The sequence below is a fragment of the Brevibacterium album DSM 18261 genome, assembly GCF_000426445.1.
GTDB lineage: Bacteria > Actinomycetota > Actinomycetes > Actinomycetales > Brevibacteriaceae > Brevibacterium > Brevibacterium album.
The window spans coordinates 347,552-364,324 of sequence record NZ_KE384526.1; the positions used below are offsets into that span (position 1 = coordinate 347,552).

The following is a 16,773-nucleotide window of genomic DNA, read 5'->3' on the forward strand; positions in this document are numbered from 1 at the left end:
CCATCGTAGTCCGCGGGACGGACGCACCGGCTCCCGCCTCGGGCACGGCTGACGAGCCCGCCTCGGGCACGGTTGGCGGGTCCGGCCTCGGGACACTGGCCCGTGAAGGCAGCTCTCAGTCCCCCAGCGTGGTCGTGGAGACGCGCTTCACGTGGCCGGCGGTGAGGAGCAGGCCTGCGAGGGAGAGCAGTCCGCCGAGGGCGACGTAGCCGGAGATCGCCGCGCTGGAGCCGAACTGCCCCAGCAGCGCGGTCGCGATGGTGGGCGAGAGCCCGCCGCCGAGGACTGCGCCCAGGTTGTAGGACAGCGCCACGCCCGAATAGCGGTACTCGGGGCGGAAGAGGCTCACGTAGTAGGCGGCCATGGGACCGAAGACGAAGCTCAGGCCGATGTAGGCGAAGACCATCGCGAGGTAGAGCAGCGCGGGCGTCGCGGTGTCGAAGAGCCAGAAGAAGGGGAAGGCCCACAGCACCTGGAAGATCGCACCGCCGGCCATGATGCGGACGAGGCCGTACCGATCGGCGAGCCAGCCGGCGACGAAGACGGCGACGAGCATGCCGACGGAGCCCGTGAGGCTGGAGAGCAGCAGGGTGTTGCGATCCATGCCGAGGGTCTGCGTGCCGTAGGAGGTGGAGAACGAGTTGACGATGAAGATGAAGGTGTTGAAGCCCATGTTCACCAGCACGCCGCCGATCACCAGCGGCAGCGCCGTGGAGAGCACGCCCACCAGCGGCACTCGAGCCACGGTAGACTTCTTCGCCAGCTGCGAGAACACCGGGCTCTCGGAGATGCCGAGGCGCACGTAGATGCCGATTCCGATGAGCACGGCGGAGGCGAGGAAGGGGATCCGCCACCCCCATTCGACGAACTGGTCGCCGGTGAGGGCCGCGACGAGGTTGAAGAACCCGATGCCCAGGATGCTGCCGATGGGCGAGCCCGAGGTGACGAAGGAGCCGTAGAACGCCTTGCGGCCGGCGGGGGCGTGCTCGGTGACCATGAGGAAGGCGCCGGACTGCTCGCCGCCCATGAAGAAGCCCTGTGCGATGCGCATCGTGACGAGCAGGATCGGGGCGAGGATGCCCACGGTCTGGTAGGTGGGGAGCAGGCCGATGGCGACCGTCGCCACACCGGTCGCCACGAGGGAGATCACGAGCATGGTCTTGCGGGAGAAGCGGTCGCCGAAGTGCCCGAAGGCGATGCCGCCGAGCGGCCTGGCCAGGAAGCCCGCGCCGAAGGTCATGAACGACAGGAGCGTGCCGACGAGCGGGTCCGACTCCGGGAAGAACAGCTGCGGGAAGACCAGGCCGGCGGCGAGGCCGAAGATGAGGAAGTCGTAGAGCTCCACACCCGTGCCGATGGCGCTGGCACCGGCGATCCTGCGCATCTCCCGGGGAGAGGTGGTGTGCTGCTGGGCGGCAGCGGTGGTGCCCACAGACCCGTCCGGCCGGTCCGGACCGCCTGCGGCATCGGTCACCGTCGAAGAACTCATGGGCTCTCCCCTGTTCGCTGTTCGTGGGTTCGGAATGCGACGCCCGAGGCCGGGTGGCCCCCGCACACGCATGTGCACCGCCCGAGTGCGGCGCCGCGACATCCTCCCCGATCCGCAGAGTTCGCGTCGGCTCCGCCCTCATGGCGAGACGGCCCGTGCGGTCCTCCACTAGGCTGGCGCCTCGCTGCGCTCAGCAAAAAAACTAGGGCCCCTAGGAAATTCCATAGGCGCCGCCCCACACCTGCCTCCCGGTCGGCCGGGCAGTGCCGAAGGCTGTGGCCTCCGGCACGAATCGTGCGATGTCCACATCGCCACGGTAGAGGCATATGTGTGGAGATGTCACCCAACATCTCCACACAAACAGGGGTCTTGCGGACATGTTGGACGACATCTCCACGGAACGGGAGAAGTGCGAGCTGCCGCTGACCTGTCAGAGTCCCCGCATGGTCCGCAGCATCCAGCGCAGATAGGCCTGCGAGCCCAGAGCGAGCCCGGCGAAGGCAACGAGCAACGCCGCGAGACCGGGCATCGCAGGATGAAAAGCTCGCGTGCTGAGAGCGTGCAACAGGATGGGCATCAGGACCGCCGTGCCGGCGAGACCCACGACGAGGCAGATCGCACGGACGACGATCCCGGCTGCGCGACCGGCCCTGCCCGCCCTCAGGAACTCCTCGGGGCGGAAGTGCGTCGGCCCGAAGGGATACGGCTCCACGAATCGATCGCCCGGGTCGAGGTCGGCGCGGATGTACCTGCGGATGAAGGTCCCGGCGAAGCCGTCCAGCCATCGCAATCCCTGCCGCGCTGCCCCAGACTGCCCGAGCGGGGGCCTTGGGGAGGATCACAGGGGTGAGCCCATATGGCCTCGGGAATACCTCACCCAGAGCGCCGGCCGTCATGGCCTGTGGACCTTCGGTCTCACACCCCCGCGGCCACCTGCGCCCCGGCCTTCCGATTCATCCGCGCGATGACGAGCGCCACGGCCAGCGCCGCCACCGTGATGCCGCCCCAGATGCCCACGACCGCCCACGAGGCACCGGCGATCACGAGGATCGGGGCGAATGTCACAGCGGTGACCTCGACGGGGACGACCGGGAGATACGCGAGTGAGAAGTCCTCGAGCGTCCGCGACCTGAGCTTGGGGTCGACGATCCGCAGCAGAGCCATGCCGGTGGCGACGGCGCCGGTCGCCCAGCCCCAGGTGAAGAGCTGGCGCTCGAACCAGCCATCGGCCATCACGCGCGGCGCGATGAACAGCCCGAGGAGCAGGCAGAGGCCCAGTCCCACGAGGAAGAGGATGAGGAGCGCGACCCAGTGGGTGGCGACGAGGCTGGGCACCACGGACGCGATGCCGCAGACCATCAGCAGGTCGGTGGACAGCCCGGAGATGGAGCTCATCGAGTCCCGGTCGATGAAGCGGGTGGTGCGCGTAGCCGCGAGGAGCGCGCGGAGCGCGAGGCCGACGATGAAAGCGATGGAGAACAGCGGGAAGGACACGGCCGGGACGAGCTCGCCCAGCACCTCGTTGAGGCCGTAGGCCGCGGCGGAGACCGCCGCGATGATGCTCGCCTGAAAGGTCAGCGACTCGATGGTGCCGCCGGAGAACATGTGGGTGCCGATGGCCGGACGCTCACGGCTCTGGTCCAGCACCCCCGTGCGCAGGTCGTCGGGGATCTGCGCCAGCCCCGCGAACTCCTTCGCGTGGCCGCGCGCAGCACCGATCTTCGCCTGGACGATGCCGCCGATCACGCCCACCAGCAGGCCCACCGTCGCCGAGGTGAAGGCGAGCGACTGCACCGTGGGGTCGCCGGCCTCCGCGAACACTGTGCCGAGAGCGGCAGCTGAGCCGAACCCACCCGCCCACCCGGCGAACAGGAGAAGGCCCACATGGTCGGGCGCGCCCAGCAGCGGACCGAGGAGTGCGAGGACGAGCAGCATTCCGACGGCGGTCTGCGCGGCGTAGATGAGCACGCCGTAGGAGGCGAAGCCCGCGACGTTCCTGCCGATCTTCAGGACGTTGAAGTCGCTGGAGAGCGCAAGGCAGGCGAAGACGAAGACGATGAGCAGCGAGGAATAGGTGCCCAGCTGATCGGAGAACGGCAGCCAGCCCAGGACATTGGGGCCGAGGAGGAGCGCCGCGAAACCGGCGATGACACCTGCGGGGATCATCATCGACTGCAGGAAGCGGACCTTGGCGCGGAGGATCGTCCCCACCGCCAGCAGCGCGCCGATCATTCCGGCATCGACCAGGAGGGCCCAGGGGCTGAACTCGCTCGTCTCCATCTATCGTCTCCCTTCGAACACGTCAGGCAGCACGGGATCGCCGTGCGTGGGTATGCGCGGGGGACCAGACCGGCTGGGCACCGCGCGAGGGGCTGCGGGAGCGCCCCGCAGAGGGCGGGCCGCAGATGGGCCCAGGACAGCCTGAGGGGTGAGGGGGCCGGATGCAAGTCCAGCCGGCCAGGATCGCGAGGAACGTCCGGGACGCCCTGCGCCGCGGAAGGAGCACGCCGCAGCGATATGCACACACTGCGCACTAATGTTGCGCGATTCGCGCTACACATGCCAGACTCATGTGAGCCTCGCCTGCGTCCTCGCACTGCCACCTACCTTGTGACAAGCGAAACGTCGCAGTCCCGGCACCCCTCATATAGGACTGCACATTTCGCGCAAGGAAGCCGACCATGACACAGAACAGCGTGGAGCCCGCTCCGGTACAGGCCTCGGCGGCCGCCGCTGCGGACCCCTACCGGCTCGACCCCGCAGACGTCATCGAGCCGCCCACCACATTCGCGGGCAGGCTCAGGCACCTGGGCCCGGGTCTCATCATCTCGGCGGCGGTGATCGGCTCCGGAGAACTCATCACCACCACGGCGCTGGGCGCGAAGGCGGGCTTCATCCTGCTGTGGCTCGTCATCATCTCCACCGCCATCAAAGTGTGGGTCCAGCTGGAGCTCGCGCAGTGGACGATCCTCAGCGGCAAGACGGCGCTGGAGGGCTATTCCCATGTGGGCCCGCGCCTCATCGGCCGTGCGGGGTGGATCAATCTCCTCTGGATCCTCATGGACTTCGCGAAGGTGCTGCAGCGGGGCGGCATCATCGGCGGTGCCGTCGCCGCGTTGAGCATCATGTTCCCGGTGATCGGCGAGCCTCTGGGCACTCCGTCCCTCGTCTTCTGGACCGTCGTCGCCCTCGCGGTCGTGATCTCGCTCCTGGTGACCAACAAGTACGGCATCGTCGAGAAGTTCTCCGTCGCCGCCGTCATCATCTTCACGCTCTCGACGGTGGGGCTCGCGCTCTCGCTGCCCTTCACGGACTTCGCCTTCACCGGCGGGGACATCGCAAGCGGGCTGAGCTTCGCGATCCCCGCGGGCACGCTCGGATTCGCCGTGGCCATGTTCGGCATCACCGGGGTGGGCGCGGACGAGATGACCACCTACACCTACTGGTGCCTCGAGAAGGGATATGCCCGCTACACCGGGCCGGACGACGGCTCCGCCGCACGCGCCCGGCGCGCCCGCGGCTGGATCTCCGTCATGCGCACGGACGTCCTCGTCTCCTGGATCATCTCCACCGTCTGCACCATGTCCTTCTACGTGATCGGCGCGGCCATCCTGCACCCGCAGGATCTCGTACCGGAGGGCAACGAGATGATCACCACCCTGTCCGTCATGTACACATCCGTGATGGGCGAGCCGGGACACTGGATCTTCCTCATCGGCGCCTTCGCCGTGCTGTTCTCCACCTTCATCGCCTCCACCGCGAGCGTGCCCCGCCTGTGGACCAACACCGTCTCTCTCCTGGGCGCCTTCGACTGGAGCAATCTGGCCGTCCGCACCCGGATCATCCGCATCCTCACGGTGGTGTTCCCCATCATCTGGGCACTGAGCTTCCTCGTCATCCAGTCCCCCGTGCTCATGGTCCAGATCGGCGGGGTCGCCAGCGGCGTCTTCCTCGTGGCCGTCGTCATCGCCGTGTGGTTCCTGCGCTCCCGCGAGGTGCCGGCGGAGTTCAGGTCCAACCACTTCTTCACCGTCATGCTGGTGCTCTCCTCGCTCGCGATCGCCGCCCTGGGCATCTACTCGGCGCTGGAGACCTTCGGAATCGAGATCGGAGCCTGATGCGCCTCACCGTCCTCACACCCTCGTTCGGGAAGCTGTCCGGGGCTCCCGCCCAGCGCGCGGCGGACCTGGGGCTGGAGCTCGAGCACTGCACCGAGGGCCACCCCAAGTCCGGTCAGGGTCTGATCGAGGCGATCGCCCGTGCCGAGGCCGTCCTCGTGGGTCTGGACTCCGTCACCGCGGACGTCATCTCCGCGTGCCCGCGTCTGCGAGTGATCGCCAAGCACGGGGCGGGTGTCGACAACATCGATCTGACGGCGGCCGCCGAGGCCGGGATCACCGTGGTCAGCACCCCCGGCGCCAATGCCGGCGCCGTCGCAGATCTCACCCTCGGCCTCATGCTCATGGGCGCCCGCAGGGTCCAGGAGGCGGAGGCCTCGCTGCGTGCGGGTCGCTGGGAGGTCTTCTCCGGCACCGAGCTGGCCGGCCGGCAGCTCGGCATCCTGGGCTTCGGCCGGATCGGGCGGGCGGTGGCACAGCGCGCGGCCGCGTTCGGGATGCGCATCGCCGCCTACGACCCGTTCGTCCCGGAGGAGGCGATCGGCGAGGCCGGCGCGCAGCCGCTGTCCCTCGAGGAGGCCGTGGCCACCTCGGATTTCCTCTCGCTGCACCTGCCCGGCGGCGGAGGCCCCCTCCTCACCCCCGAGCTCCTCGCGACCATGCCCCGCGGCGCGGCGCTGATCAATGCCGCCCGAGGCGGGCTGGTCGACGAGGCCGCCCTCGCTGAGGCGCTGCACGCGGGCAGGCTCTCCTTCGCCGCACTGGACGCGTTCTCCTCGGAGCCTCCCGCTGCGGACCATCCGCTGCTGAGCGCGCCCCGCCTCATCGCCACCCCGCACATCGGCGCGTACTCGGACATCGCCAATGCGAACATGGGCACCTGGGCGGTCGAGGACGTCGTGCGCGTGCTCAGCGACGAGGAGCCCCGCTTCCCGGTGCGGTGACCTTTCTCCGGGAAGCGGAGAAGGCGGCTCGCCATCGCACGCGGCGAGCCGCCCTTCAGTTCCGGATGCCCGTCACCGCTCGTCCCACACCACGGCTCCGCCCTGGATGACCGTGCGGGGCCGTTCCTGATCCCACAGAACGCTCACGTCCTCGAGCGGATCCTCCCGGAAGGCGACCAGGTCGGCAGGACTCCCGATCGCCAGATTGCCCCGGCCGGCGTCCTGGATGAGGGCGGAGTTCACCACCGTCATCGACCGCAGCAGCTCGAGCGGCTCGAGCACCTGCGCCTGCAGCTCGATGCCCCGCAGCTGTTCGTCCTCCAGATCGCCCATGAGGTCAGTGCCGAAGCCCACGCGCACGCCGGCCTCGCGCGCCAGTCGGATGGCCTGCTGCCCGGCCCCCAGCACCTCGGCGTTCTTCTCCCGTCCCACCGGGGTCAGTCCGGCTTCCTCTCCCCGCCTGCTCATCGCGTCATACGCGGCGAGCGTCGGCACGAGGAACGCTCCGTGGTCGGCGATCACCCGTGCGGCCTCGGCATCGATGAGGTTGCCGTGCTCCACGGAACGCACGCCGTTCGTCACGGCATGGACCACCGCCTCGGCGGAGTACGCATGGGCGGCGACGTAGCTGCCACGGCGTCCCGCCTCCTCGCACACGACGGCGATCTCCTCGGCGGAGTACTGCGGCACCGACAACGGGTCCGTCGGTGAGATCACCCCGCCCGAGGCCATGATCTTGATGACGTGCGACCCGGTCCGCAGCCGCTCCCGCACCGCCCTGCGCAGAGCGTCGACACCGTCGACCACCTCGTGCGTGTGGTCGCAGCCGGCGTGCAGATCGTGCTCCGCCGGCCGCACGTCCCCGTGCCCTCCCGTCTGGCTGAGGACCCTGCCGCTGAACAGATAGCGGGGCGCGTCGACCATGCCGCGCTCGATCGCCTGCTGCAGCCCGATGTCCCCGCCCGCGACGTCGCGCACAGTGGTGAATCCGCGCCTCAGCGCCGCGGACAGCCGGTTCACCCCGTTGATCACCACGAAGCTCGTGGTCCGGGTCGCCATCATGATCCCGCCCATCCCCGCCGCATAGGCGTGGAAGTGCGCGTCGATGAGCCCCGGGGTCACGGTTGCACCGCCGAGGTCGGTCTCGACTCCCTGCGCGGACTCGTCGGCCGAGGACGCATCGGTGCGCGTCACCGCGCCGATGTCTCCGATCTCCGCGATCTCGCCGTTCTCGATGCGCATATCGCCCTCGACCACGAGGCCGGTCTCCGGGTCGAGGAAGCGGCCGTGGCGCAGCACCGCATTCCGGGCGGGCCCGTCCGCGCTCGCTGCCTGCGCCTCTCGCTGCCTCATCCGGCCGCCCCCTGCAGCCGCCGCCGCTTCCTCTCGTCACGGAGCCGCTGGGTCCCGGAGACGTCCGGGACGAGTGAACGCTCCCGCGCCTCGCGCACGGCGAAGCCCGCCTCGGCCGCCGTCCCGCTCGCAGGCGCACCTGCATCGGAGGCCTCCCGGCCGGAACCCCCAGCAGAGGCGTCCTCCGTGAACAGCACCCCGTACTCCTCCTCAGCCGCACGCCGTGAGACGAACCCGTCGAGCACGTCGTCCAGCACGCTCAGCGGATCCCGGTCGAGCGGATCGCCGTACCCCCCGCCGCCGCCGGTGCGGTTGTCCAGGCGGGAGCCCGCCGGCCGCGGATAGGTTCCGCCGCCCGTCACGACCTCGGCCTCGGTGCCCGCATCCAGCACCACGCTCGCGGGGCGTCCCTCCTGTCCTCCGGCCAGTGCCCACGGCGGCGATTTCGTCTTCGATACGAGGCAGATCCCGGTGGAGTCCGCCTCGAACCGGTAGTGGCGGTGGACTCCGACTCCCCCGCGGTGCATGCCCGCTCCGCCGGAGTCCTGTTCGTAGCCGTATGCCTCGATGAAGAGGGGCGCCTTCGTCTCCAGCACCTCCACGGGATTGTTCCGGCAGCCGGGCTGGGTGAGGTGCATGATGCCGTCCTCCCCGTCCCCGCCGCGGTGCCCGCCGTAGCCGATGGCCTCATTGGTGGCCTCCAGCCATGCCCTGCCGGTCCGGGGGTCCGTGCCCCAGCCCATCATGGAGGAGACGTCTCCGCCGGAGCTCGCCGGGATCCGCTCCGGCATGCCCTGGGCCAGCGCCTTGAGCACCACCTCGCCCGCGAGGATCCCGGTCCACTGGGTGAAGGTGGGCATCGGATCGACCGCGTGCATGATGGAGCCCGGCTCCGTGACGACCCTGAGCGGGGCGAAGTTGCCGGCCGCGACGGGCGAGTCCGGGGTGGTCAGCGACTTGAAGATGAGCCCGGACAGTGCCAGCGTCTTCCCCACCGGGAGGTTGAACGGCCCCTTCACGTCCTTCTCGCTCCCCGTCCAGTCGATCACCATCTCCTCGTCCGTGACGGTGACCGTGGCTCGCAGCCGCAGCGGGGTGTCGAGATCGATCCCGTCGGAGTCGACGAAGTCCTCCGCCGTCCAGGTTCCCTTGGGCAGCTCCGCGAGAGCCAGGCGCGCGAGGCGCTCACCATGCGACTGGATGTCCGCCATCGCCTGCCGCAGGACGTCCGCGCCGTACTTGGCGGCGAGTTCCTGCATCCGCCGCATCCCGCTCCAGCAGGCGGAGACCTGTGCGTGGATGTCGCCCAGGGTGCGTTCGGGCATCCGCGAGTTGAAGCGGATGACGTTGAGGACGTCGTCATTGGGCTCCCCGGCTCTGTAGAGCCGGCTCGCGGGGAACATGAGACCCTCCTGGTACGCATCGGTCGAATCGAGGACGTAGCCCGCGTTCTTCTGCTTGAGGTCGAGCACGTGCACGCGGCAGGAGGAGAAGCCGATGATCTCGCCGTCGTGGTGGATGGGAGCGAATACCAGCGGGTCGAGGGTGTGGGCGGAGGACCAGTACGGATAGTTGAGGATGAACACGTCCCCTTCCCGCATCGCGTCCGCGCCGAGGAACTCGATCGACCTCCGGATCCCGTAGTCGTTGGCGCCGGTGGAGATCGCCAGGCCGGGTGAGTCCGCCACGACGCTGCCGGCGGCATCGTGGAGCCCGATCCCGTAGTCGTGGATCTCGTAGACGACCGTGTTGTATGCGGTGCGGCAGAGGTTGCGCGCCATCTCGTCCGCGCTCGCGATCAGCGCGTGCCGGATGACCTCGAGGGTGATGGGATTGGTCATGACTCAGACTCCTTCTGCGCCGAGGGTGATGACGAGTTCGCCGAGGTCGCCCACGCGGAGTTCGTCACTCGCGTGGAGGACGGTGGTGGCGGTGTGCTCGGCGATGATGGCCGGTCCGGAGAGGCGATCCCCGGCGAACAGCTGCTCCCGGGCGAAGACGGGATACTCCTGCGGCTCCTCCCCCACGTGCACGGTGCGCGTGAGCACCGGGGTCGGCTCGCCGTCCACGCGCACCTGCGCTGCAGGCCATGCGGGCTTCTCCACTGCGCCCACCGCGTTGACCCGCAGCGTCGTGACCTCGAGCGGGTCCGTCATCGTGTGCCCGTACATCCGCCGGTGCATCTGCGCGAACTCCGCGGCGAGGGCGGCGACGGGATCGGCGCTCCCCCGCGGATGCGGAACGGAGACGGAGTGCTCCTGGCCCCGGTAGCGGACGTCGACGGTGCGCTGGAAGGTCTGCGCCTCCGGCCCGAAGCCCTCTCCGAGGAGCACAGCACAGCCTTCGTCCTCCATGCCCGCGTAGGTCTGCTCGAAGAACTCCGCATCGAGATCGGCGAGCGGCTGGACGGCAGTGCGGGAGAAGTCGTGCTGGACGTCCGCCATGAGCATGCCCAGTGCGGAGAAGGCTCCCTGCCCCGGAGGCACGATCACGCGCGGGATGCTCAGCTCGCGCGCCACATCGACGGCGACCAGGCCGCCCCCGCCGCCGAAGGACATGAGGGCGAAGTCCTGCGGATCGCGGCCGAGGTCCACCGTGATGGACCGGACCGCACCGACGATCTTCATGTTCGCGATCTGCACCGCCCCCCGCGCAAGCTCCGGGATGGACAACCCGAGCGCCTGGGCCACCGGGGCCAGCGCCTGTTCCGCGCGTTCCTCGTCGAGGACCAGGTCGCCGCCGAGGGCGAGGTCGCCGCCCATGTACCCCAGCGACACCGCTGCGTCCGTGAACGTGGGCAGTTCTCCCCCGCGGCCGTACGCGGCGGGCCCCGGGTCGGCGCCCGCGCTCTGCGGCCCCACCTGCAGCGCGCCCGCCTTGTCGAGCGAGATGAGCGAACCTCCGCCGGCGCCGATCGTGTGGATGTAGAGCGAGGGAGTGTTGATCGGCAGGCCTTCGAACTCCGCGCCCTGGTAGAGCACGGGTTCGTGATCGAGGATCAGGGAGGCGTCGAGGCTGGTCCCTCCCATGTCGATCGTGATGACATTGGGCTCGGACAGCTCCTCGGACAGCGCGGCCGCTCCCACGACTCCGCCGGCCGGGCCCGACAGGATGAGGTTGACCGGCTGTTCCGCCGCGGCCGCCGCGGTCATCGCGCCCCCTCCCGACCGGGACATGAGGAACCTGCCCTCGAAGTCGGCCCGCCGCAGGTCCTCGCCGAGGTCGGCGAGGTAGCGGCGCATGATCGGCTTGATGTACGCGTCGAGGACGGCGGTGCTCGTCCGCTCGTACTCCCGGTACTCGCGCGAGAGCTCGTGGGAGAGGGTCACCTCGGCCTCGGGCGCGAACTTCCTGAGCACCTCGCCCATCGCGATCTCGTTCTCCGGGTTCGCATAGGCGTGGAGGAAGCCCACAGCCACGCCCTCGTATCCGCCCGCGGCGATCTCGCGCGCCACCTCCGCGGCGGCCTCCCGGTCCAGCGGGGTGCGAACTGTTCCGTCGTAGAGGGTGCGCTCGGGGACCTCGAAGGTGTCACGGCGCCGCACGAGCGGCTCCGGCTTGCGGAAGGTGATGTCGTACATCACCCGGCTGCCGGCCCTGCCCAGCAGGTAGACGTCGCGGAAGCCCTGCGTGCCGATCACGGCGATGCGCGCCCCGGTCCGCGTGAGGAGGGAGTTCAGGCCCAGCGTCGACCCGTGGTTGAAGGTGCTCACCTGGTCGATGGGCGCCTCGACCTTGTCGAAGGCGCGGAGCACCCCCTCCTTGGGCGCCTGCGGGGTGGTGGGCACCTTCTCGAAGCGCAGTGCGCCCGAGGCCGGGTCCAGCCTCACCACGTCCGTGAAGGTTCCTCCCACATCGACGGAGATCCGTGTCCCTGACTGCATGTGTTTCCTGTTCTGCTCGATGTTCTCTGCTGTGTGTGTCCGCCGCTTCCGTGCACGGACCGGAACCGCTATCGGAAGATGCGGCCCAGGGAGGCGAAGGCATCGCCCGTGATGATGCCTGCGCCGATGAGCTGCAGGTCCTCCTCCGCCTGACGGCCCTTGAGCTTCACGACCACGAGCTTGACCGCGAGGGCGCCCAGCACCAGCCAGCCGGCATAGGGGGCGGCGATGAGCAGGCCGGTGGCGAGCATGATGCCCATCTGCCGGGTGGCCCCGCCCACCGCCTGCAGCGCCGCACCCAGCAGCGCCCACAGGAGCATGGTCTGCAGCGCCTCGGTGTTCGCAAGCCCCACCTTGATCGTGTCTGCGAAGACCACCGCCACGGGAGGGATGCGATCGTCTTCGAAATAGGGCTTCCAGAGGAGTGCGGCCATTCCCATGGCGACGACGAATCCGATCATCGCGGAGTAGTACTGCTGCTTCCGACCGGAGCGCTCGTAGTCGGCGTATCCGGGATGACGCGAATGCACCTTGCGCAGGATCCAGCCGGTCTTGAGGTCGTAGCCCATGTCGGAGAAGGCCGGTCCGGTGGAGGCCGTGTAGCCCACCAGGACGAGCAGCGGTTCCGGCGGGAATCCGATGGCGAGGCCGAGAACCAGGAAGATCAGGGTGATCGCCGTGGCCGGGAACCAGCCTGCGTGCATCGCCGCCAGACCCACGATGAGCTCGCTGACGAACGCGGCCACCGCGGCGTAGAGGATCCAGCCGATGAGCACGGGCACGGACATCTGCACGTAGATCCCGGAGACGAAGGCGAGGAGGATCGCCACCGCGATGAAGAGCAGGAAGCCCGAGCCGAGCCCGCCGCGCAGACGGCGCGGGCTCACGGTGTCCGCCATCGCCGGATCCGGAGTGGAGGCGGCTTCCTGAACGGGCTGTGCGTCCCGCTTCGCCCGCTGCCTCCTGAAGAGGATGAACCCCGCCTGGGCCAGTGCGATGACTCCGGCGCCGATCATGATCCCGTGGGGGATGTAGTTCTCGGCCAGCGAGAAGTCCGCGAGCCCCGGTAGCAGCGAGTAGTACTGCACGATGAGGAGGCCCAGGCCGAACATCAGCAGGGCGACGACATTGCCGATGAGAGCCACCCCCGCCGCGGAGGCGGAGAGGCCGAACCAGGCGAGGACGAAGCCGATCACCCCGCCGGCCACCAGCACCTTGGCACGCCTCCCGCCCTGGTCCCCGGCCCTGATCGCCTCCGCCGCCGCGACTCCCGGGGGCCACGCGTTCCGCGCGGAGAGGAACTTCGAGCCGAAGGCACGGTAGAGGATCCACGCATCGACGACGAGCCCGCCGGCAGCCCCCATGAACATGGGCCAGATGAGATCCGGACGGCCGAACGCCCACGTGATCGCGAGCGGGGTGATGATGGCGTTCGCCGCACCGAAGGTGCCGGCGGAGATCGCGGTCTGCGCGAGGTTCTGGCGATGCACGCTGCGGAACTTCCGGAATCCCGTGAGACCGATCCTTCCGATCATCATCGCGATGAGCGCGCCGATGACGGAGGTGTGGGTGGAGATGCCGAGCTGGGTGATGAGGTGGATGCCGATGAAGGCGCCCACCGCGGCCAGCACGATCGTCAGCACGAGCGTGCCGGGTTCGAACGCTCTCGGATGGGGCGGAATCTGCAGGTCCTCGCCGGACCTCGCCTCAGCTGCCATGGCCGTGCCTCTCTGAAGAAGGGGGCTCCGCTCGCATGCGCGCGAGCGAGCTGTCTCCGCACGGACCCGGGGTCCGCCGCTGGGCCGGCCCTGTCCCCAGAGGCTGCAGCGATGCAGCACACAGGCATCCGGGTGGGCCAGCACGATCAAAACGATTTGACTCCCAAGAGTCAACACCGTGACGGGCCTCACGTCAAGAGGCGCACCGCACACATGGGACGACATCCCTCAGGGCTGCGTCGACTCCCGGACATTCAGCTGCGGGCGGACGCGGATCGGACCGGCCGGCGGCGACCCCCCGGCGATCCGGTCGAGCAGCAGGTCCACGGCCGCGGCCGCGAGCCCTTCATGGTTGAGGTCGAGCGCGGTGACCGGAGGGTGCGCCGCGCGAGCGAAGGAGGAGTCGGTGAGGGTCGCGAGCCTGACGTCCGCAGGCACCGCAAGCCCGGCGGCGGAGAGCGCCTCCATGACCGGGCCGGTCAGCTTGCTCAGGGAGTGAACCAGCGCGGCGGGCGCTCCCTCGGCATCCAGGAGCCCGGCGACGCACGCCCTCGCCTCGTCCGAAGACAGCGCCTCGCTCAGAACATGAACCTCGGGCACAGCCCCTCGGCCCGCGCACCATTCCGCATGCACGCTGCGGGCCGCGCGGTTCCAGGCATTGTCCTCCGAACCGGGCATGAGCCACACCTTCGCCCCGGCTTCGACACCGAGCGCATCGAAGACCGCCCTCATCCCCTCCGCATAGTCGACCCCGGCAGTCCAGGGCAGATCCGGCCGGTCAGGGTCCGGATCCGCGCAGACGACGGGGATCCCCCGGGAGGCGAGGAGATCGATCATGGGATCCCCTGCATAGGGATGGGCGATGATGCACCCGTCCATCGGCACGGCGGCGTAGTCCGGGCGGCTGGGATCCGGCACGTGGACCAGGCCGATCCCGCGCCGGAGGCACTCGGTCGCCATGCTGCCGGCGAGGCGGTTGAAGGTCTCCGACGCCTCAGGCGCCCCGGTGGCCGCGAAGCGGGGCCGCAGCACGAGCCCGATCATCCCCGAGCTGCCGGTGCGCATGGACCGCGCATGCGGGTCGGCGCTGTAGCCGAGGGCCTCCGCGGCCGCGAACACGCGCTCCCTGGTCTTCGCGGAGATCGCCCGGCGTCCGGAATACGCGTGGGAGACCGTCGAGGGCGAGACCCCTGCAGCCTGGGCCACGTCCTTGATCGTGACGCGAGGAGGACGCCGGCGCACACCCTTGTCCTGCTGACTCATATTCAGAGTCTATGGGGGCGCGTGATCCGCGGATCACGCGCCTCATCGGGCAGAATACCGCTCCCTCAGCTCCTGCAGACGACTCCGCGCCTCGAGGGCCCGATCCGGCCGAGCACGCACGACCTCCGCCACGAGAGCGTCGCAGACACCCCATGCGGCCACCGACTCCGTCGCCACGCCACCGGACGTGTCGGGCAGCCTCAGGTGGACGGCCGACCCCCGGGACGCCTTCGGCACCTCATCCTGAGACACGACAGCCACGAGCCCGACGATCCCCGCCGCGCCTGCGATGAACGCCGCGACATCGTCGAAGACCACGCGCGGAGCCAGGACGATCACCGCATCGTCCGGACGCAGCCGGAACACCGCATCCGCATTGGTGTGCCCGCTGCCGGACACCACCACGGCATCCACTCCCCCCCGTTCGAGTTCGAGGACGAAGTAGCCCGCGATCTGCGAGCCGGTCCCAAGACCGTACACAACCGTCCGCGGAGCAGCCCCGATGCCCTCGGCAGCCTCGGCGAACGCGGCAGGGTCGAGAGTCTCGCTCAGGGTCAGAAGCAGATCCGCCGCCGAGGCCAGCACGCCGCCCAGCGTGCGCTCGGGACCGGAAGCGCCCATGGACCGCAGCCGCGCCAGTCGCGACTCCATGACCCCCTCCAGGCCGACCCCCCTCTGCACACGCGCCGCATAGGCGGCCTTCATCTCCTTGACCCCCGTGAACCCGAGCTTCTGAGCAGCCCGGGCCACCGTCGCCTCGCTCACCCCCGCTTCGCGTGCGACATCTGCGGCAGTCGTGGTCGCGAATCGCAGGGGATCCCTGCTCGCCAGGAGGACCCGTGAAGTACGACTACATCATCATCGGAGGCGGCGTGCACGGCTGCGCCGCCGCCTACCATCTCGCCGCATCGGGCGCAGGCTCGATCGCGGTCATCGAAACGGCGACCCTGGCCGCCGAGGCCTCCGGCGGTCGGGGCAAGAGAGGCGTGCGCGCGAACAGGCGCGATCTGCGGGAGATGCCGCTCATGCGTGAGGCCTGCGAGCTCTGGCCCACACTGGCGGACGAGCTCGGAGCCGATACCGGATACGTCCGCACAGGCGGCATATGCCTCGTCAGCGGCAACGCGGCCAACGGACACAACGGCCTCGCGGCCGTCGAGGCCACCGCAGGAGCGCAGAATGCGCTCGGCATCCCGACGGAGGTATGGGACCGCGATCGGATTCTCACCCGCCTGCCGGGCATCGACACCACCACGAAAGCGGGAATCTACGCGCCTCTGGACGGCGTCGCGTCCCACGGAGCCACCACGCAGGCCTATGCAGAGGCAGGCCGGCGTCTGGGCGTCGACTTCTTCGAGAACACCACCGCAGTGAAGATCGAGACCAACGCCTCAGGAGCCGCCGCATCGGTCCTCACCGCGACGGAAGACGTCTTCACGATCGGCAAGCAGCTCCTCCTTGCGAACAATGCAGGGGCCAACCCGCTGCTCGCGGACCTCCCCGGAGGTGAGCTCCCGCTGTGGACGATCTACCCTCAGGCCGTCTTCCTGCGGAGCCGGAACAGGCCGGAGATCCCCTTGCTCACAGCGCACGACAGCAGGCCGCTCTCGGTGAAGGTCCTCGATGACGGGGTCATCATGCTGAGCGGCGGCTGGCGCGGAACGCTCGACCCTGCGACCGGCCGCGGCCGGACTCGCGAGGAGAACATCGCAGGCAACATCCGCAGCCTCACCGAGACGTTCCCCGGCCTCGGAGAGCTCGAGGTGATCGACGCCGATGCCTCGCGCACCGAGACGGCCTCGGTGGATCTCATCCCCACCATCGGGTACGTCGCCCCCAACGTCATGGTGGCGACAGGATGGTCCGGCCACGGCTGGGCACTCGCCCCGGCTGTGGCACCGAGGGTCGCGGAATCCCTGCGCGCAAGGCGGGCGGACAGCGCCTTCGCCCCGTTCTCACCCGACCGATTCACCCTCTGAAGACTTCCCACCTCACACCTGGAGA

At 69.4% G+C, this 16,773-nt stretch carries 12 protein-coding genes; 3 read left to right on the forward strand and 9 right to left on the reverse strand.

Features of this window, described 5'->3' with window-relative positions; genetic code table 11:
- Positions 1-115: 115 nt before the first annotated feature.
- The 3 genes from K318_RS0115280 to K318_RS0115290 all read right to left on the reverse strand — a co-directional run bounded on the left by K318_RS0115280 (position 116) and on the right by K318_RS0115290 (position 3,769).
- Positions 116-1,489 (reverse strand): MFS transporter, encoded by a 1,374-nt coding sequence (locus K318_RS0115280; RefSeq protein WP_084500300.1) that lies wholly within the window; start codon positions 1,487-1,489, stop codon positions 116-118.
- 430 nt (positions 1,490-1,919) lie between these two features.
- Entirely contained in the window at positions 1,920-2,279 is a 360-nt protein-coding gene (locus K318_RS0115285; RefSeq protein WP_029090119.1) for a hypothetical protein, read from the reverse strand.
- A 125-nt stretch (positions 2,280-2,404) separates the two neighbouring features.
- Positions 2,405-3,769, reverse strand: coding sequence for a sodium/glutamate symporter (locus K318_RS0115290; RefSeq protein WP_029090120.1), 1,365 nt, complete (start codon positions 3,767-3,769; stop codon positions 2,405-2,407).
- A 401-nt stretch (positions 3,770-4,170) separates the two neighbouring features.
- On the opposite strand from K318_RS0115290, the gene K318_RS0115295 reads away from it, so the two are divergent.
- Both K318_RS0115295 and K318_RS0115300 read left to right on the forward strand, forming a co-directional pair.
- Positions 4,171-5,607, forward strand: a complete 1,437-nt coding sequence (locus K318_RS0115295) for an Nramp family divalent metal transporter (protein ID WP_029090121.1) — start codon at positions 4,171-4,173, stop codon at positions 5,605-5,607.
- Positions 5,607-6,551 (forward strand): phosphoglycerate dehydrogenase, encoded by a 945-nt coding sequence (locus K318_RS0115300; RefSeq protein WP_035282157.1) that lies wholly within the window; start codon positions 5,607-5,609, stop codon positions 6,549-6,551. Before K318_RS0115295 ends, K318_RS0115300 begins: the two co-directional genes overlap by 1 nt.
- A gap of 72 nt (positions 6,552-6,623) precedes the next feature.
- Here K318_RS0115300 and K318_RS0115305 read toward each other — a convergent pair whose 3' ends face one another.
- From K318_RS0115305 to K318_RS0115330, 6 genes are all read right to left on the reverse strand, one after another.
- The gene (locus tag K318_RS0115305; RefSeq protein WP_051298083.1) at positions 6,624-7,904 is read right to left on the reverse strand and encodes a metal-dependent hydrolase family protein; all 1,281 of its coding nucleotides are present in this window, start codon (positions 7,902-7,904) and stop codon (positions 6,624-6,626) included.
- Positions 7,901-9,745 (reverse strand): hydantoinase B/oxoprolinase family protein, encoded by a 1,845-nt coding sequence (locus K318_RS22390; RefSeq protein WP_084500302.1) that lies wholly within the window; start codon positions 9,743-9,745, stop codon positions 7,901-7,903. Before K318_RS22390 ends, K318_RS0115305 begins: the two co-directional genes overlap by 4 nt.
- Positions 9,746-9,748: 3 nt before the next feature.
- On the reverse strand, positions 9,749-11,788 hold the full coding sequence (locus K318_RS0115315; protein ID WP_029090124.1) for a hydantoinase/oxoprolinase family protein: 2,040 nt from the start codon (positions 11,786-11,788) through the stop codon (positions 9,749-9,751).
- Positions 11,789-11,856: 68 nt separating this feature from the next.
- On the reverse strand, positions 11,857-13,506 hold the full coding sequence (locus K318_RS0115320) for an OPT/YSL family transporter (protein ID WP_084500303.1): 1,650 nt from the start codon (positions 13,504-13,506) through the stop codon (positions 11,857-11,859).
- Positions 13,507-13,734: 228 nt separating this feature from the next.
- Positions 13,735-14,769, reverse strand: a complete 1,035-nt coding sequence (locus K318_RS0115325) for a LacI family DNA-binding transcriptional regulator (protein WP_051298084.1) — start codon at positions 14,767-14,769, stop codon at positions 13,735-13,737.
- A gap of 42 nt (positions 14,770-14,811) precedes the next feature.
- Complete coding sequence (locus K318_RS0115330) at positions 14,812-15,600, reverse strand: MurR/RpiR family transcriptional regulator (protein WP_084500304.1); 789 nt, start codon at positions 15,598-15,600, stop codon at positions 14,812-14,814.
- An 8-nt stretch (positions 15,601-15,608) separates the two neighbouring features.
- On the opposite strand from K318_RS0115330, the gene K318_RS22395 reads away from it, so the two are divergent.
- Positions 15,609-16,748 (forward strand): NAD(P)/FAD-dependent oxidoreductase, encoded by a 1,140-nt coding sequence (locus K318_RS22395; protein WP_051298085.1) that lies wholly within the window; start codon positions 15,609-15,611, stop codon positions 16,746-16,748.
- Positions 16,749-16,773 lie beyond the last annotated feature (25 nt).